General features: G+C 62.4%; 15 protein-coding genes. 2 read left to right on the top strand and 13 right to left on the bottom strand.

The window, feature by feature from the left end:
* Positions 1-4 precede the first annotated feature (4 nt).
* Genes ACZCWR_RS35480 through ACZCWR_RS35460 form a run of 5 tightly spaced genes read right to left on the bottom strand, consistent with a single transcriptional unit; the run spans position 5 to position 4,973 of the window.
* Complete coding sequence (locus ACZCWR_RS35480; RefSeq protein ID WP_487306943.1) at positions 5-1,141, bottom strand: NAD(P)/FAD-dependent oxidoreductase; 1,137 nt, start codon at positions 1,139-1,141, stop codon at positions 5-7.
* Complete coding sequence (locus tag ACZCWR_RS35475; RefSeq protein ID WP_487306942.1) at positions 1,138-1,935, bottom strand: ABC transporter permease; 798 nt, start codon at positions 1,933-1,935, stop codon at positions 1,138-1,140. Before ACZCWR_RS35475 ends, ACZCWR_RS35480 begins: the two co-directional genes overlap by 4 nt.
* A gap of 16 nt (positions 1,936-1,951) precedes the next feature.
* Entirely contained in the window at positions 1,952-2,824 is an 873-nt protein-coding gene (locus ACZCWR_RS35470) for an ABC transporter permease (protein ID WP_487306941.1), read from the bottom strand.
* Positions 2,811-3,899 (bottom strand): ABC transporter ATP-binding protein, encoded by a 1,089-nt coding sequence (locus ACZCWR_RS35465; protein ID WP_487306940.1) that lies wholly within the window; start codon positions 3,897-3,899, stop codon positions 2,811-2,813. Before ACZCWR_RS35465 ends, ACZCWR_RS35470 begins: the two co-directional genes overlap by 14 nt.
* A 33-nt stretch (positions 3,900-3,932) precedes the next feature.
* Complete coding sequence (locus ACZCWR_RS35460) at positions 3,933-4,973, bottom strand: ABC transporter substrate-binding protein (RefSeq protein ID WP_487306939.1); 1,041 nt, start codon at positions 4,971-4,973, stop codon at positions 3,933-3,935.
* A gap of 180 nt (positions 4,974-5,153) precedes the next feature.
* On the opposite strand from ACZCWR_RS35460, the gene ACZCWR_RS35455 reads away from it, so the two are divergent.
* Complete coding sequence (locus ACZCWR_RS35455) at positions 5,154-6,065, top strand: LysR substrate-binding domain-containing protein (protein WP_487306938.1); 912 nt, start codon at positions 5,154-5,156, stop codon at positions 6,063-6,065.
* A gap of 12 nt (positions 6,066-6,077) precedes the next feature.
* Here ACZCWR_RS35455 and ACZCWR_RS35450 read toward each other — a convergent pair whose 3' ends face one another.
* Positions 6,078-7,070, bottom strand: a complete 993-nt coding sequence (locus tag ACZCWR_RS35450; protein WP_487306937.1) for a D-2-hydroxyacid dehydrogenase family protein — start codon at positions 7,068-7,070, stop codon at positions 6,078-6,080.
* Positions 7,071-7,100: 30 nt separating this feature from the next.
* On the bottom strand, positions 7,101-8,462 hold the full coding sequence (locus ACZCWR_RS35445) for an MFS transporter (RefSeq protein WP_487306936.1): 1,362 nt from the start codon (positions 8,460-8,462) through the stop codon (positions 7,101-7,103).
* A gap of 218 nt (positions 8,463-8,680) precedes the next feature.
* Between ACZCWR_RS35445 and ACZCWR_RS35440 the strand changes: the two genes are divergently transcribed.
* Positions 8,681-9,403, top strand: a complete 723-nt coding sequence (locus ACZCWR_RS35440) for an alpha/beta fold hydrolase (protein ID WP_487306935.1) — start codon at positions 8,681-8,683, stop codon at positions 9,401-9,403.
* Between the two features lie 836 nt (positions 9,404-10,239).
* On the opposite strand, the gene ACZCWR_RS35435 is transcribed toward ACZCWR_RS35440, so the two are convergent.
* Genes ACZCWR_RS35435 through ACZCWR_RS35410 form a run of 6 tightly spaced genes read right to left on the bottom strand, consistent with a single transcriptional unit; the run spans position 10,240 to position 18,373 of the window.
* Positions 10,240-11,181: a hydroxymethylglutaryl-CoA lyase gene (locus tag ACZCWR_RS35435; RefSeq protein WP_487306934.1), complete on the bottom strand. Its 942-nt coding sequence runs from the start codon at positions 11,179-11,181 to the stop codon at positions 10,240-10,242.
* A gap of 10 nt (positions 11,182-11,191) precedes the next feature.
* Complete coding sequence (locus tag ACZCWR_RS35430) at positions 11,192-12,553, bottom strand: MFS transporter (RefSeq protein WP_487306933.1); 1,362 nt, start codon at positions 12,551-12,553, stop codon at positions 11,192-11,194.
* 48 nt (positions 12,554-12,601) lie between these two features.
* Positions 12,602-13,414: an enoyl-CoA hydratase-related protein gene (locus ACZCWR_RS35425; RefSeq protein ID WP_487306932.1), complete on the bottom strand. Its 813-nt coding sequence runs from the start codon at positions 13,412-13,414 to the stop codon at positions 12,602-12,604.
* Entirely contained in the window at positions 13,411-14,562 is a 1,152-nt protein-coding gene (locus ACZCWR_RS35420) for a CaiB/BaiF CoA transferase family protein (RefSeq protein ID WP_487306931.1), read from the bottom strand. Before ACZCWR_RS35420 ends, ACZCWR_RS35425 begins: the two co-directional genes overlap by 4 nt.
* A 14-nt stretch (positions 14,563-14,576) precedes the next feature.
* Positions 14,577-16,325, bottom strand: coding sequence for a hydantoinase B/oxoprolinase family protein (locus tag ACZCWR_RS35415; RefSeq protein ID WP_487306930.1), 1,749 nt, complete (start codon positions 16,323-16,325; stop codon positions 14,577-14,579).
* A gap of 2 nt (positions 16,326-16,327) precedes the next feature.
* Positions 16,328-18,373 (bottom strand): hydantoinase/oxoprolinase family protein, encoded by a 2,046-nt coding sequence (locus ACZCWR_RS35410; RefSeq protein ID WP_487306929.1) that lies wholly within the window; start codon positions 18,371-18,373, stop codon positions 16,328-16,330.
* Positions 18,374-18,443: the final 70 nt, after the last annotated feature.

The following is an 18,443-nucleotide window of genomic DNA, read 5'->3' as shown; positions in this document are numbered from 1 at the left end:
GAACTCAGTGTGCGAGGATCGGTTCTTTCGCGCGCTCGAAGCGTTGCGCCGAAAAGCTGGGCAATTCGTCGGGAATCGGTGCGCCGAGAATCCACGGTGCGATGCGCAGCGCATGCGCGGCCGCCAGCGTCACGCCGCTATGACACGTCACGACGAACGCACCGGGATGCGTTTGCGACTGGTCATAGACCGGAAAGCCGTCCGGGCTGTAGACGCGCAATGCGGCCCACATGCGCACGAGGCGCACGTGTTTGAGCATGGGAAACGCGCGCACGCCACGCCGCGCGATATCGGCGAGTACATGCGTGGTCGTGAAGTCGTTGAAACCGACCTCTTCCATGGAGTCGCCGAACTGCACGCTGCCTTCGTCGGTTTGACGAACGTTGAGCGTGGGGTAATCGAGAAACGGCGCGACGCGTTCGCTCACCAGCACTTGCCCGCGATTGGGCGCGACCGGCGCATCGAGCCCGACGAACGGCGCGAGCACGCGATTTCCCAGTCCCGCCGCGAGCACCACACGCGATGCGCGATACGTGCCGCGTTTTCCCTGCACGACAAATCCGTTCGATTCGGGCGTGATGCGTTCGGCGCGCTCGCCCGAAACGAGCTTCACGCCGCGCGCCTGCATCGCGACATGTAGCGCGCGCAAGAGCTTCAGCGGGTTCACATGGCCATCCATCGGCGAATAGCTCGCGCCGATCACGTCCGGCCCGATCTGCGGAATGCGCGCGCGAACGTCGGCGGCATCGAGCATCTGATACGGGTAGTCGCCGAGTTCGGTTCGAAGCGTCGACAGGCGCATTTCGCGGTCGGCGAGTTCTGCATCGTCGAAGCAGAAATGAAAGCCGCCGGGCTGACGCAGTGCGACATCGATATGGGCTTCGTCATGCAAGGCCTGTGCGAGCGAGGGCCAGCGCGTAGCGGAGGAGCGCGACCATCGCGCATAGGGCGACAGGCCATAGCCCTTGCCCTGAATCCACACGAGGCCGAAGTTGCCGCGCGAGGCGCGAAAGCCGCCGTCGTCTTCGTCGAGCACGGTCACGCGCGCGCCTTCGCGGGCCAGGCCATAAGCCACCGCCGAACCGACGAGGCCGCCGCCCAGCACGAGCACATCGGGGCTGGCGGAAGGGGATGAAATCATCGGGCTTCTCCGATCAGGATACGGTCGAGTCCGACCATGCGGTCGAGCAGAATCATCAACAACACCGTGCCGACGATCAGCACCGCCGACACCGAGGCGACCAGCGGATCGATCGTCTGCGCGATCTGGTTGTACATGGCCACGGGCAGCGTGGTGGTGCCGGGCGTCGCGACGAAAATGGTCATGGTCAGTTCATCGAAGCTCTGGATGAACGAAAGCACCCAGCCGCCCGCCACGCCGGTGCGGATCATCGGCAGCACGACGCGGCGAAACGCGGTGAAGCGGCTCGCGCCACAAGAAAGCGCCGCGCGTTCCGCATCGCGATCGAGCCCGATGGCGGACGACAACGCAAGCCGCAACGCATAAGGCAACACGATGATGACGTGCGCGCACACCAGCGACCAGAACGAGCCCGACAGATGCAGCAGCGACAGAAAGCGCAGGAACGCAATGCCGAGCACGACAGCGGGGATCATCATCGGCGAGAGGAAGAAGCTGGTGAGCGCGCTGCGTCCCGGAAAACGATAACGCGCGATGGCGAGCGCGGCCGGCACCGCCAGCAGCACGCCGATGCTCGCCGCTGCAAACGCGAGCCGCACCGACAGCCAGAAGGCCGATACGATGTCGCCGTTCTCGATGATCGCGCGGAACCAGCGCAGCGACGCGCCATCGAAGGGCATCGAGATGAAGCCTTTGTCGGTGAAGGCGACAAGCATGACCACCGCGAGCGGCGCCATGATGAACGTCAAAAACAGCGCGTTATAGACGAGGCCGAGAATGCCGTTACGGTTCATGATCGTGCGTCCTCGCTCAGTCGAAGATATGCCGGAAGCGGCGTTCGGCCAGACGGCTGCATCCCATCACGATGGCCACGTTCGCGATCAGCAGCAACACGGCGATGCTCGCGCCGAGCGGCCAGTTCAGCGTGCCGAGGAATTCGTCGTAGGCGGCGGTGGCGACCACTTTCAGGCGGCGTCCGCCGATCAGCGCGGGCGTGGCGAACGCGGACGCCGACAGCGCGAACACAATGATCGAGCCAGACAGCACGCCCGGCATGATTTGCGGCAGCACCACGCGCCGGAACACCGCAAACTGCGATGCGCCGAGCGAGCGGCCCGCCCATTCCACTTGCGGATCGAGCTTCTGCATGGTGGCCCACACGGACATCACCATGAACGGCACCAGCACATGCGTCAGCGCGACGATCATGCCGGTCATGGTGAAGACGAGGCGAATGGGTTCGTCCGTGATATGAAGCGCCTGAAGCAAATTATTCAGGACACCGTTGTTGCCGAGCAGAATCTGCCAGCCGAGCGTGCGCACGACGACGGATATCAGCAACGGCCCGAGCACGATCAGCAGACACAGCGATTGCCACGGCTTTTTCATGCGCGCGAGCACGATGGTTTCCGGCACGCCGAGCACGATGGACAGCAGCGTGACCGCGAAGGCAAGGCCCGCCGTGCGCAGGAAGATCGTGCCGTAATACGGGTCGCTCAGGACTTCCCAATAATTTTTCAGCGTGTAGGCGGCGGTCACGCCTGCGGTGTCGCTGAACACGCGGAACGAAAGCATCAACGTGAGCAGCAGCGGCACGAGCAGGAGAGCCACGAACAACAGCAACGCGGGCGCCGATAAAACCCAGGGCGCGGCGCCCGGCTGGCTATCCTCAAGCGTGGCCATGCGTGTTCTCCTTCGCGTCCTGCACGAGCACGCGCAGGTCATCGTCGGTCCAGGCGAGACCCACTTCGTCGCCTTCCTCGGGCGGCGGCGCGCCGTGGTTCGGCTGCGCCACGCGCAGCTTGCCCAGTTCGGTTTCCACTTCCAGCAGCCATTGATTGCCGACGAACACGCGCGTCGCGATCCGGCCGCGCACGCGGACATCGCCGTGCGCGCCATTCGCCAGATGCACTTTCTCCGGGCGGATATACACGTTGACCGCGCCGTTCACGTGGCGGCCTTCGTGCGGCACGTGCATCTCGCGGCCCGCGACATCGACCACCGCGCAGCGCGGATTGTGATGCAGCACTTCACCCGCGAACGCATTCGTGCGGCCAAGGAAGGTCGATGCAAACGGCGTCGCGGGCCGTTCGTAGGCATCGAACGGCGTGCTCAGTTGAGCGATGGTGCCGCCGTGCATCACCGCGATGCGGTCGCTCATGGTCATCGCCTCGACCTGATCGTGCGTGACCAGAATGGTCGTGATACCTAAGCGCTTCTGAATCGCGCGCAATTCGATGTGCATTTCCTCGCGCAGCTTGGCATCGAGATTGGACATGGGTTCGTCGAGCAGCAATAGTTCGGGCTGCATGGCGATGGCGCGGGCGATCGCCACGCGCTGCCGCTGCCCGCCCGACAATTCCTTCGGATAGCGATGCCCGAGGCCCTTCAGACGCACGAGCGCCAGCGCTTCCTCGATGCGTTCCTCGCGTTCCTTGCGCTTGACCTTGCGCATTTCCAGACCGAAGCCGACATTGCCCGCCACCGTCATGTGAGGGAACAACGCATAACTCTGAAACACCACGCCGATGCCGCGTTTTTCAGGCCGCACGCCGGTGATATCGCGTCCGTCGAGCAGAATGCGGCCCGTGCTCGGCGTGACGAAGCCCGCGACCATCTGCAATGTCGTGGTCTTGCCGCAGCCGGACGGCCCGAGCAGCGACAGTAGCTCGCCTCGTTCCACGTCGAGATCGAGGTGTTCGATCGCGGTGAAATCGCCGTAGCGTTTCGAAATGCCTTGCAGCGTCAGGAAGGCCATGCGCGTCGCTCCTTCATCGAATCGTTGCGGGGTTCAACGCTCGACCGACCGGTTCCAGCGCTCGGTCCATTCGGTGCGATGCTGGTTGATCGTGGTCCAGTCCATTGCCGTGAGTTTGGAGATTTGATCGGGACCGTAAGGCACGCGCGCGGCCACTTCCGGCGTCAGCTTGACTGTCTTGTTCACCGGACCCAGCCCGATGTTCTGCGCCTGCAAGGCCTGCACTTCCGGCGTCAAGAGGTACTGCACGAACTGCTGCGACAACTGCGGCTGCGCGTTCTCCGCGATGGCGCACGCGGCCACCTGCAACGCCACCGCGCCCTCCTTCGGGTAGATGAACTTGAGCGGAAAGCCCGTGTTTTGCAGCGCCACGGCGCGACCGCTGCCGTAGGGCGCGAGAATCACGTCGCCTGCTTGCATCTGGCCGTCCATCTCGCCGGGCGTGGGCGCCCACGACAGCACGTTCGGCGCGACTTCCTTCGTCATTTCCGTGAAGCCCGGATCGATGTTCTTTTCCCCGCCGCCCGAGAGCCGCGCCAGCATCACGAGCGTGTGCAGGCCATACGTGTTGGTGATCGGCGGCACGCCGAGCTTGCCCTTGATGCGCTTGTCCGTGAGCGCCTTCCACGAATCCGGCGGCGGCAGTCCGGCCTTTTTGAAAGCCTCCTCGTTATAGCCGATGCCGGTCGCCACCATCCCCACGCCGATCGCGGTCGGCCCGAGCTTGGCGAGCGGATAGACGTCTTTCATGACGGGCGCATCGTCGAGCTTCGCGCACAGGTTCATCTGCATGGCCTGGTACATGGGGCCGTCGTCCATGACCGCGACATTGATCTGCTGATGACCCTTCTGCGCCTGCAACTTGGCGAGCGTATCGCTCGAATTGCCCGCGACGTAGACGATCTTCACGTCATGCGCTTTCTCGAACGGCGGAATGATTTTCTGGCGATAGAGTTGCTCGTTCGATCCGCCGACATTGGCGACGTAAAGCGTGGTTTCGGCGTGCGCACCGACGGCGCAAGCCAGCCCAAGCACCGCAAAAGCCAAACGGGACGGAACGAAAGCGCTTTTCATGACGACGATCTCCAGACCGGTATATGTGAGGGTGGTTCGGGCGTGTTCTTCCGTGCCCGTCGATACATCGCAGTCTCACGCTCCACAACCATATCGTCCAATACGAATAAAATACGAACCTATGCAGGAATGATATGAGTTGCCCGGCTATTACGCGCTTATGCTTAGGGGAAAACACGCATGAATCTGAAGCACATCGAGGCTTTTCGCGCCGTCATGGTTTCAGGCTCCATGACGGCGGCCGCCAAGGCGCTGTTCACGTCGCAGCCCAACGTGAGCCGTTTAATTTCGCAGCTCGAACGCGATACGGACTTGCAGCTCTTTCAGCGCATCGGCGTGCGGCTGATTCCGACGAGCGAAGGCACGGCGTTTTTCCGTGAGGTGGAGCGCGCGTTCGTCGGCTTGCAAGGGCTCGCGAACGCGGCGGCGCAAATCCGCAATCTGGGCAGCGGCCGTTTGCGCATCGCCGCCATGCCTTCAGCCGGCATGACGCTCGTGCCGCACGCGATCAAGCGCTTCGTGGAGTTGTTTCCCGAAGTCACCGTCTCGCTGCATGTGAATACATCGGGCACGGTGAATCACTGGACCACTTCGCAGTTTTGCGATTTGGGCGTGGCGGTGTATGTGAGCGAGGCCTCGGATTGCGAAGTCGAACAGTTATCGAATGTCGCGGCGGTGTGCGTGATGCCGGCGTCGCATCGGCTGGCGGCGAAGCGCAGCATCAAGCCGGAGGATCTCGAAGGCGAGCCGTTCATTTCGCTTTGTCATGGCGATGGCACGCGCACGCTGATGGATGAAGTCTTCCAGCGCGCGGGCGTGCAGCGCGTGCTCGCGATCGAGGCGCAATACACCGCGATGTGCTGCGAGATGGTGCGGCATGGAATGGGCGTGACGCTCGCGCATCCTATCGTCGCGAGGGATTATGCGGGACCGGATATCGCCATCCGGCGGTTCGTGCCGAAGATTCTATTTCCGACGTATTTGCTGTTTCCGCCGCATCGGCCGAGAGAGCGGCTGGCATCCGCGTTTGTCGGCGTCTTGCGCGGGCTGCATGAAGATTTGCTGGCGGAAGTCGTGCGGATCGCGGTCTGAGAAAAGTGGTCGTTACTTTTGGACCGACCGCTCGTAAGCAATTTCCCGCTGCTCGCCAGTCAGCACCCGTACCGGTTTTCCTTCGATCCACGCGATGATGTTTTCAACCGACTCTCCGTAGTAAATGGCATACGAGTCCTCCGTCACGTAACCCACATGACCGGTCGCAATCACATTTTCCATGGACCGGAACGGATGTCCGGCAGGCAAAGGCTCGATGTCGTACACATCGAGCGCCGCGCCTGCGATTTTTCCTTGATGCAATGCCTCGATCAACGCCTGCTCATTCACTATCGGTCCGCGTGCCGTGTTCACCAGCAGCGCGTGAGGCTTCATGGTCGCGAGTTCTTTGGCGCCGATCAAATCCTTCGTTCGCCCGGACAAGCGCACGTGAATGGAAAGAATGTCGCTTTGCGCCAGCAATTCCTCCTTGCTGACATAAGCCGCGCCATGTTTCGCCGCGGATTCCGCCGTCATGTTCTGGCTCCACGCGATCGTCTTCATGCCGAATGCCTGCGCCACACGCGCGGTCACGCTGCCGGAATAGCCGAGCCCGAGCAATCCGATGGTCTTGCCATGAAGATCGAGTCCGACGGACACTTGCCAGCCTCCTTCCCGAAACGATTTCACCTCGCTCGGAATGCGCCGCGCCGCCGCAAGAATGAGCGCCCACGTATGCTCCGCCGCCGCCGTCAGCGACGCCGCTGTTCCGCACACCGTGATACCGAGTTCGTCCGCCGCTTCGATATCGATAGCCGCATTCCACGGCCCCGTGCTTGCCAGCAGTTTTAAATTTCCGAGCTTCGAAAGAACGCTGCGCGGAAACCAGGTCCGCTCGCGCATCACGCACAGAATGTCGAAGGGTTGCAGGCGTTCGATCAACGATTCTTCGTCGTCCAGATGATCGGTGAAGACGGTGATCTCGGCGCGGTCCCGCAACGCGTTCCAGTCGCCGAATTTAAGCGACGTGTTCTGGTAATCATCGAGAATGGCGATCTTGTGCATGAGTGTTGTTCAAGCCTTCGTATTAAAAGATCAAACCGGTTTTTTCGCGTTCGGCCTGAATCCCAAGAGCATGACGATGATTCCCAGCACGAGCACGGCGGTCATCACATAGAGTCCACTTACCAGCGTGCCCGTCGCGGTCTTGAGCCAGCCGATCACGAACGGGCTGCAAAATCCGCTCAGCAATCCGATGCAATTCACAAACGCAATGCTAGCGGCAGCCACAGGCGAGCCATGCAGATAATCGGCGGCAAGCGACCAAATCAGCACATTGGTCGCGAAGATGCCGACGCACGCCACGGTAAGCAGGCCAACGGTCAAGGCCGGCGAATTGGTGGGATGCGACACGAGCAGCAACGCCACCGCACCGACAATTCCCGCCGCCGCCGCATGCCAGCGGCGTTCGAGCATGCGGTCGGAACTGCGGCTGATCGCGACCATGCCGATGGCGCCCATGGCATAGGGAATGGTCGAAAGCCATCCCAGTTGAGAAAGATTCGATATGCCCGAATCCTTCATGACAGTGGGAAGCCAGAATGTCACCGAATAGGTTCCGCAAACGAAGGCGAAATCGATGAACGCAAGCATGTAGACCTTCGGGTCCGACAATGCATCGGCGAATCTGCCGTGTCCGACGTGATCGCTCGTGCGCTTGCGTTCGGTTTCGATGCGAAAGCCATCGCGCAGCATTTGCTTTTCGGCATCGCTCAGCCATTTTGCCTTGTCGATGTTGTCGTCCAGCACGAACAAGGTCACGAGACCGAGCGCCACCGCAGGCAGCGCCTCGACGATATACAGCCATTGCCATCCCGCCATGTTGGCGACGTGCGCGAGTTGCGTCATCGCCCAGCCGGACACGGGACCGCCCACGAGCCCCGCGACAGGAAACCCGACCATGAAGCACGCGATGATGACCCCGCGCCGCTTCTCCGGAAACCACGAACTGAGATAGAAAATCACGCCCGGAAAGAACCCGGCTTCGAAGACGCCGAGCAGCAACCGGACCGCGTAAAACTCATTCACGCTGGTCACGAACGCCGTGCACATGCCGACGATACCCCAGCAAATCATGATGCGCGCAATGGTCTTCTTCGCGCCCATTCGTCTGAGCAGCATGGCGCTCGGCACTTCGAGCAGGCAATACGAAAGAAAGAAGATTCCTGCACCGAGACCATACACGCTATCGCTGAAACCTAACGCGTCCTGCATTTGCAATTTGGCGAATCCCACGTTGATGCGGTCGAGAAACGCCACGACATAGCACGCAAACAGCAACGGCACGATTCGAAGCGTCACGCGCAGATAGAGCGCCCTTTCCTGCGCGCTGGACGTCGCCACATCGAGCGTCTCGCCGGATGCCGCCGGCTCGGGTTCAACAAAGGTCTGATTCACTGATGTCTCCTTCGTTCGATCGCGTCTCTTTCGATCGGCGGCTGCCATGCGGATCGTGGACCGATTCAGTGTAAAGATTCATCGGGCCACGCAGCTAATGAAACCTTCCGATCAGGTGAGACGACTGAGTTATATCGGTGATAACCAGTATCGAAGCGGCGCGGCGCGCATCGGAGAATGCAGCGAACGTAACGCTAACTTAATCGGAGTCCGCATCGATGCATGAATCAACCTTTGTCCTCATTCACGGCGCATGGCATGGTGGATGGTGCTGGCGTTATGTAGCAGATGAACTGCGCGCGCGCGGCCATCGCGCGTTTGCCCCGACGATGACGGGTCTCGGCGAGAAGCGGCATCTGCTGGCGGCGGCGACATCGCTCGATGTTTGCATCGAGGACATTGTGAATCTGATCGAGGCTGAAGAACTTTCGGACGTTGTGATGGTGGGTCACAGCTTCGGCGGACTGGTGGCTTCGGGTGTCGCGGACCGTGTGCCGCAAGCAATACGTTCGCTCGTTTTTCTCGATGCATTGCTTGTCGAGAACGGTCAGGCCGCGTTCGATGTGCTGCCGCCGGATGTTGTGCGCGAGCGCATGGAATCCGTGGCATCGAGTGGTCAGAAGCTCGCCATGCCCGTCAACGGGCTGAAGGGCACTGGCATTCCCGAGGATCATCCGCAAGCGGAATGGGTGCGTCGACGGCTTACGCCGCATCCTTTGGCGAGCTATACCACGCCGCTTGTGTTGCGGCATCCGCTTGGGAATGGGTTGCCGTGTACGTATGTGCATTGCGTGAATCCGTCGTATGAGACGCTTGCGCCTGTGCGCGAACGCGTTAAAGCATTGCCCGGTTGGGACTGGGAGACGATCGATACGGGACACGATGCGATGGTTCTTGCGCCGGATTTGCTCGTGGATTTTTTGGAGCGGATGGGGCGATAGTCGGGCTATCGGGCGGTGTTTTTTTCTTGCGTGCAAAGGGCTGCTTCTGGTTGTGTCTTTATTGCAGTAGCCGCCTCCCCGGCGGGGGGGTAACTTTCTTTGCTGCTGCAAAGAAAGTCACCAAAGAAAGCAGCTTTTTACCCCATGCACGATGGCTGGAGAGTGTTGGTCTGGATTAACGGATGCAGTGGCCGCAATAGGACTTTCCACGCATAACAAGCCGCTTAGGCAACCTCGCGATTGCGTGCTTGAGTAATCAACGCTTAGTGGACCGCATTCATTCATTCGGCCATGCGCTGCGCGCGCCGAGAACGTAAGAACGGAATCCCGCAGCCTATCAGCGCCCAGCCACATCACGCTTCCCCGTAAGATTGCTATTCGGCCCTACCGTGGTTAGTGCTCCGACTAAAAGGTGAATTGCGTTGGTGTGTGCGCTTTGCCCAGAAGCGCTTACCAAGGTAGGACCCAATGGGAGAGGTGCGATGCGGTGTGATGTGGCTGGGCGCTGATACGCTGCGGGATTCCGTTCTAAAGCTCTCGGCGCGCGAAGCGCATGGCCGAAACAATGACTGCGGTCCACTAAGACCAAAGGATTCGAGCGCGAAACCGCCAGGTTGCCTAAGCGGCTCGTTATGCGTGGCAAGTCCTATTGCGGCCACTGCATCGATTAATCCAGACCACCCTCTCCAGCCATCGAGCATGGGGTAAAAAGCTGCTTTCTTTGGTGACTTTCTTTGCAGCAGCAAAGAAAGTTACCCCCCCGCCGGGGAGGCGGCTACTGCATAAACAACACCAACAAGAAAAGCCCCTTGCACGACAAAACAACAACCTAAACCTCACAAAGCCAAAGATGGCTCAGGCATCCGCCGAAACGTCTTCGGCAACCCCGCCCGCGCAATAGCCCCCGTAAAAGGCTCCCCCGGCAGCCAAGCCGCAATCATCTCCCGCACCCCCAACAACTTCCCGATATCAATCCCCGTAGCCATACCCTGCGCCTCCAGCATAAACACCGTATCTTCCGTATTGATATTGCCGGTAGCATTAGGCGCAAACGGACATCCACCAAGACCGCCCAGCGATGCATCAAACGCCCGCACACCTGCATCGAGCGCAGCCATCACATTGGCAAGCCCTAAACCACGCGTATCGTGAAAATGACACGCCACGGGCAGCGCGCCCGCCAGCGCCACAACCTGACGCATCAACGCATACACCTGCGCGGGATTCGCATAACCGACTGTATCCGCGATAGTGATCTCCTGCGCGCCCGCCTCGATCAGCGCCTCCACCAATCCGAGCACGATGCCTTCATCGACCTCGCCCGCAATCGTGCAGCCGAAAGCCGTCGCCACGCCCGCGCCCAACGCAACGCGCCGGTCGAGTTCATCGCGCGCCGCCGCGATCCGCACAAAATCCTCGACCGATTCCGCCGTGCTGCGCCGCACGTTCTTGAGGTTGTGCTCGTTGCTCGCGGACAGCACGTAGTGCACCTTGTTCAAACCGACATCGAAGGCCCGTTGCGCGCCCTTCAGGTTCGGCACCAACGCCGCCGCGCACAGTCCATCGATGGCCAGCGCGCCCGCCGCCACCTCGCTTGCATCGGCGAATTGCGGCACGATCTTCGGCGGCACGAAAGACGTGACTTCGATATCGGTCACGCCCGCATCGACCATGCGCGCGCACCATTCGAGTTTCTGTTCCGCCGTGAGAATGGTGCGCACCATTTGCAGGCCGTCACGCAGACCGACCTCACGAATCTGGATTGCCGCTTCCTTCATTTTTTCTCCTTCAGATGGTGGCATCCGCCACGCGTTCGCCGCCTTCGTTCGCGCGCGTTTCATCGACGAGGACAGCCGACGTGGACGGCGCGAACTTCACCGCCGCGATGGCGCCGAGCACCATCAGACACGCAATCGCGCCGAGTCCGCCCGTCATGCTGTGCGTCATCGTCTTGATCGAGCCGATAATCATCGGGCTGACGAAGCCGCCGAGCAGACCGACGCAGTTGATGACCGCCACGCCACCCGCCGCGCCGCTGCCGCGAATGTAATCCGTCGAAATCGCCCAGATGAGCGGATTCGGCGCGAGAATGCCCGCCGTCGCCACCGACAGCGCAACGAGCGACAACGCGAGATTCCCCGTCGTGAAGCCCGCGACCACGAGCCCCGCCGCACCGAAAATCATCGCGATGGCGCAATGCCAGCGGCGCTCCATCGTGCGATCCGAATGACGGTTCAGCAGGATGAGCGCGACCCAGCTCACGAAGTACGGAATCGCGGAATAGCAGCCGATCTGCAACGCGCTCGACACGCCCGCGCTCTTGATGAGCGTCGGCAGCCAGAAGCCGATGGCGAACACGCCCGCGATCTGCGTGAACCACACGAATCCCATCACGTACACGCGAAAATCTCTGAGCGCGCGCGCGAAGGTGTGCTCCGTGTGCTTGGCCGTCACGCTCGAACTCTTGCGGATATCCGCGAGCACGACGGCCTTTTCGCTTTCCGTGAGCCACTTCGCCTGCTGCGGGCCGTCATCGAGAAAGAAGAACGCGACCACGCCCAGCACGCTCGCTGGCAAGCCTTGCACGATGAACATCCACTGCCAGCCGTGCAGGCCGAAATAGCCGTTGAAGTAGGTCATCAACGCGCCCGACAGCGGCCCGCCGAACAGGCCTGCAATGCCCGTCGCGCACGTGAACAACGCGATGACCTTGGCGCGCCGCTCGACCGGATACCAGCGCGTGAGATAGAAGATCACGCCCGGATACAGTCCCGCTTCGGCCAGCCCGAGCAGAAAGCGCACCGTGTAGAGATGTGAAGGCAGCGTCACGAACGCCGTGCCCGCCGCGATCAATCCCCAGAGAATCATGATGCGCGAGAACGTCCGCTTCACGCCGATACGCGCGAGCAGCAAATTGCTCGGCACTTCCATCAGCACATAGCCGAGAAAAAAGATGCCCGCCCCCACGCTGTACGTGAGATCGCTGAAGCCCACGTCATGCTTCATGTCCAGTTGCGCAATCCCGATGTTGATGCGGTCGAGAAACGCGAACACGTAACACAGGAACAGGAACGGAATAAGCCGCCGCGTGATCTTGCTGTAAGTGGCTTCGGCCTTCGGCATGTCGAAGCTGCCGATGTCAGGGGTCATGTCTGTCTCCTCCGGTGGTCCGGGTGTAGGTATGGGCCGATTCGGCGCTCAGCAGCCCTTGAATCGCGGCGAACGCTTTTCGTTGTACGCGCTGATGCCTTCCAGACGGTCGGCGGTCGGAATCAGCCGGTTATAGGCTTCGATTTCCAGATAAAGCCCGGTACGCAAGTCGCCCTGCATGCCGAGGTCGATCGCCTTCTTCGCCTGCGCCACGGATAGCGGCGCGCTCGTGCAGATGTCGCGAGCGGCGTCGATGGCATCGGCGAGTACGCGCGACGGTTCGCACAAACGATTGACGACGCCCCACGCCAGCGCTTCCTGCGCGGTGAATTTCGCGCCCCGGAAGATCAGTTCCTTCGCGCGCCGCGTGCCGATGGTGCGCGGCAACTGCTGCGTGCCGCCGCCGCCCGGCATGATGCCGCGCTTGACTTCGGTGAAGCCGAACACGGCGTCCCGCGCCGCATACGCGAAATCGCAGGCGAGCAGCAGTTCGAGGCCGCCCGCGACCGCCGCGCCGTTCGCCGCGCAGATGATCGGCACCGGGCAATACGTGATCGCGCGGTTCATCCGCTCGAACAGATAGTGCTGCACGCCGAACTGTTCGTCGCTCATGCCTTCGCGTTCCTTGAGGTCCGCGCCGCCACAAAACGCGCGCTCGCCCGCCCCTGTCAGAACCACGCAGCGATACAACGCCGGGTTCACTTCCAGCGCCCCGAACACGCGGATGATGTCGTGGCCCATCTCCGTGCTGATCGCGTTCGAAACGTTCGGCCGGTTCAGCGTGACGACCAGAATCTCCTGATCGATTTCTTCGAGCGTGAGCGTGCCGGGTGCATCCCCGAGTTGCGATGCAAGTTTCAAGATGTCTCCAATGGCGTCTTGGCCAGTAGATGATTGTGTTCGCCGAGCTTCGGCGTCACGCCGGTATGCGCGGGCCGCGCGCCGCCGAAGGAAATCGGCAGGCCGACCACAGTGGCCGCGCCATCGTCGGTCGTGCGCAAGAGGTCGAGCGCCTTGGTCTGTTCGTGCTCCACGACCTGATCGATGCTTTGAATCGGTCCGCACGGAATCCCGGCTTGGTCGAGCGCATCGAGCCAATGCGCCGTTCCCTGCTTGCGGAACTCGATATGCAAGAGATCGATAAGCTCGACGCGATGACTCACGCGCGCGCCATTGGTCACGAAGCGCGCATCGTCGGCGAGGGCGGGAACAGACAGGACATCGCACAGGCGGCGGAACAAACGGTCGTTGCCTGCAGCGACCATGATCGTGCCATCCGCGCATTCGAACGCCTGATGCGGCACGATCGCCGCCGTCCCCGAGCCCCAGCGTCCCGGCAGCACGCCCGAGGCGAGATAGTCCGCGATCTGCACACCGGCCCAACTGATCGCCGTCTCATACAGCGATACCCCGACGATCTCGCCCTCGCCGCTCGCCTGACGCCGGAACAGCGCGGCAAGCACACCGATAGCCGCCCACAGTCCCGTGCCCATGTCGTTCACCGACACCGGAATGCGCGAGAGCGGTTCGCCCGGTTGCCCGAGAAAACTCATCAGCCCGGACAGCGCCTGCACGAGCGGATCGTAGCCGGGCTTGTCGCGCAGCGGTCCCGCCGTGCCGAACGCGCCGAGATTGCAATAGACGAGCGACGGTTTCATGCGCCGCATCTGCTCGCCGCCGAGGCCGTATTTTTCCGTGCCACCGGCTTTGAGGTTTTGCAGCACGACATCCGCGCGACGCTCGATCAACGTGCGAAGTGCTGCGGCATCGTCCGGATTCGAGAGCGTCATCGCGATGCTTTTCTTGCCGTGGTTCACCGCATGAAACAGCGCGGCCGCGCCATCGACGAACGGCGGGCCCCAGTCGCGCGCATAGTCGCCGCCTTCCGCGCTTTCGATCTTGATGACTTCCGCTCCCAGCGAGCCGAGGATCATGCCCGCATACGGCGCGGCGAGACTGTGGCCGATCTCGATCACGCACACGCCCGCGAGCGGCAACGTCGGGCTCATGGCTGCGCTCGCGCTCATTCGACGCTCACCACGAGCGAGGCATCCGCGCCCGCTTCCGCCGCTGGCTGTGCGCCTTGGCCGTAACGTTGCGATGCGGCTTCCGCGCTGATGTAGCCATCGGCGATATCGGCGGCGATCAGCGACGGTTCGCGCTCGCGCGGATCGCCATAACCGCCGCTTCCGGCTGGTTGCACCGACACGCGGTCGCCGCGATACACCACCGTTTGCCCGCCCTTCGCCGCGACGATGTGTTCGCTGCCATCCGCGCGCTGCACGTTGCATTGAAAGCGCGTGCCCGCCAGGCCGCCGAAGTGGCCCTCGGGCGCGGAACGTCCGCGTTCGCCCGAAACGGTGAAGGTCGCTTCGTCGTACTCGACGCGATACACCCGCTTCGACGTCAACCCGCCGCGCCTGCGACCCGCGCCGCCGCTGTCCGTCACGAGCGACCATTCCTCGACCACCAGCGGCGACGTCGCTTCGATCATCTCAATGGACTGGCTGCCCGCGTTGCCCACATACACGCGCACGCCGCTCACGCCATCCTTTTCCGCGCGCGCGCCCATGCCGCCCGCGTGGACGTCGTGCATGGTGACGAACTCCTGACCCGTCCGGCCGATACGTGCCGCGTCCGTGTCGCGTCCGCTGAAAATGCCCGCGCACGATGCGCAATTGCTTTGCCCCGTGATCCGTCCCGGCACGGCGGGCGCGAGCGCCTTGAGCAGCAGATCGATCACGCGCGGCGAGGTTTCCGTATTCCCCGACACGACCGATGCCGGATAGCGGCAGTTCAGCACGCTGCCCTCGGGCGCGATGATCGTCACCGGCCGATAGCATCCCTGATTGATCGGAATGCCCGGATCGGTCAGCGCCTTGACGGTGAACCACGTGCTGTTGCACGTCACGGACAACGGACAGTTGATGCCGCCACGCACTTGCGCGCCGGTGCCGGTGTAATCGAACGTGATGTGATCGCCCGTCTTCGTGATCTTCACCTTGAGCAGCGGCCGCTCCTGTTTCCAGCCCGGCGCTTCGATGGGATCGAGATATTCCTGCGCTTCGTACACGCCATCGGGAATGCGCGCGATCTCGGCGCGAATCAGTTTTTCCGAGTGATCGAGACTCTGGCTCATCACGTCGCGCAGCGCGTCGGCGCCGTACTTCGCGACCAGATCGCCGATGCGCCGGTCGCCCACAAAAGTGCCCGCGTACTGCGCCTGAATGTCGAGCAGCAATTCGTGCGCGTTGCGGCTGTTGCGCGTGAGCAGGTTGAGCATGTCCTGCACCGGCTCGTCGTTGCGATAGAGAAACACCGGCGGAATGCGGATGCCTTCCGCGAACACGTCCCACGTCGTGACCGTATAACTGCCCGGCGACTGTCCGCCGATGTCCGTCCAGTGCCCGCGCGTCATCACGAAGGCGACGATCTTGCCCTCCGCGAAGACAGGACGCGTGAACTGCACGTCCGGTTGATGATTGCCGCCGCCGACATACGCGTCGTTGCTGACGATGACATCGCCCGGACGCAGGTTGTCGCGCCCGACCGCTTCCACCGAGACGCGCGTGGAGATGACGGCGGAACCGAGCATCGTCGGAATGTCGTTGCCTTGCGCGACGAGTTGCATGTCGGCGTCGAAGATCGCGGCGGACGAGTCGCCGCTCGCGTGCATGAGCGGACTGCCCGCGGTGCGCATCATCGCGATCTTCATTTCACGCGCGACCGCAAAGAGACTGCTGCGGATGATTTCGTAAGTGACGATATCCATGTTCAGGCTGCCAGTTCGATGACGAGGTTCAGATCAGGATCGACGCGCGCGACATGCGACGCCTTGAGCACCGCGCAACTGCTGTGTTCTTCGATGACCGCCGGCCCCTCGATGCTCGCGCCGACCGGAATCTCCATGCGCGCGAAGACCGGCAAGGTGCGCACGCCGCCATCGAAATAGACTTCGCGGGTGCGCACCGGAACGGGCATCGCGCCGTTTTCGCGGCTCGCCACGCCGCCGCGCCAGCCGGTCGTCGTGACGAGTTGCAGGCGCACGTTGGCGACCACCACCGGCTTGTCCTTGCTGATGAAATTCCATTGCCGCTGATGCGCCTGCTCGAAGCTCCCGCCAAGCGCCGCGCGAATGCCCGCTTCCTCGCCCTGCACTTCCACGGTGATGACATCGGGCTGACCGGCGTAGCGGCAATCCGCGAGGCGCACGACTTTCGCGCTGCCTGCATCGACGCCATGACGTTGCAGTTCTTCCATGCCTTGCGCGGTAAGTTCGTCGAGCGCGCGATGCAGCGCGGCGTCGTCGATCATGGCGAGATCGCTTTCGAGCGGGCGCTGATAGTCGTATTGCTGATCCGCGACCGTCATGCCGAATGCGCTGAACAGCCCCGGCAGCGGCGGAATGACGACGCGGCGAATGCCCATCTCGTGCGCCAGATCCACCGCGTGCACCGGCCCCGCGCCGCCGTAGCAGATATACGAGAACTCGCGCGGATCGTAACCGCGCTCCACCGTCATGATGCGGATGGCCTGCGCCATCAGCGCGTTGGCCACCGAACGCACGACCTGCGCCGCTTCCGGCACCGACAAACCGAGCGGTTGCGCGACGACTTCATCCACCACGCGCCACGCGGCCTGCGCATCCAGCTTGAATTCGCCGCCGAGGAAGCTGTCGGGATCGATGTAGCCGAGCACGAGATTGCAATCGGTCACGGTCGGGCGCGTGCCGCCGCGTCCATAGCAGGCGGGACCGGGATCGGCGCCCGCGCTTTCCGGGCCGATGCGCACGCCGCCGCCCGCATCGATCCAGACAATAGAGCCGCCGCCCGCGCCCACCGAATCGATATCGATGCTGGGTGAGCGCACGGTGTACGTATGCAGCAGGCTCTTGTTGCGCAACTCCGGCCGGAATTCGCGGATCAGCGAGACATCGAAGGTCGTGCCGCCCATGTCGCCGAGAATCGCGTTCTTGAGCGCGCTTTTCTCGCAGTTGCGGATGGCCGCGGAAACGCCGCCCGCAGGACCCGATTCGAGCAGGACGATGGGTTTGTCCGCGACCATCGCCGGACTGGCGAGGCCGCCGTTCGACTGCATGAACAGGAACTTGCCCGCGAAGCCGTGCTGCGCGAGCGTGTTCACGAGCCGGCCGATATAGCGGCCGCACACGGGGCCGAGCATCGCATTGATGACGGTCGAACTCGTGCGCTCGTACTCCATCGACTCGGGATTGACTTCGTGCGATGCACAAATGAAGCGGTCCGGCAGCAGACGGCGCAGTGTATCGACGGCCTCGCGTTCGTGCTGCGGATTCACATGCGCGTGCAGGAAACACACCGCGACCGCTTCGATCTCCGAATGACGAATCTGCTCGGCGAGCGCTTCGAGTTCGGCATGATCGAGCGGCGTTTCCAGACTACCGTCGTAACGCAGACGCTCGCTCACTTCGAGCCGCCAGCGCCGCTCGACCAGCGGACGCGGGTTGTCGAACAGCAGGTCGTACAGGTCCGCGCGATCATGCCGCGACACGCGCCGCAGTTCCAGGATGTCGCGGAAACCGCGCGTCGTGACCAGCGCGGTTTTCGCGCCCGTGCCTTCCACGACCATGTTGGTCGCCATGGTCGTGCCGTGGCCGAGAAACGCGACGTCCGCGCTTTTCGTGTTCGACAGCTCCAGTATCTTGAGAAAGCCCTCGATCGTTCCGACGACGCGATCCTTCGGCGTCGTCGGCACCTTGGTCGACCAGATTTGCCCCGAGTGGTCATCCACCATCACGACATCGGTGAAGGTGCCGCCGACGTCGATACCGATTCTTTTCAATTTGCTTCTCTCCGTTGGGGTGCCTGGTTGTCGCCTGCTCATTCGTTTATTCGCCGATTCGGCAATGCGG

It is taken from the genome of Caballeronia sp. A2-2 (assembly GCF_057612605.2).
Note: the sequence above shows the minus strand (reverse complement) of the source record. Positions and strands in the feature narration are given on the sequence as shown.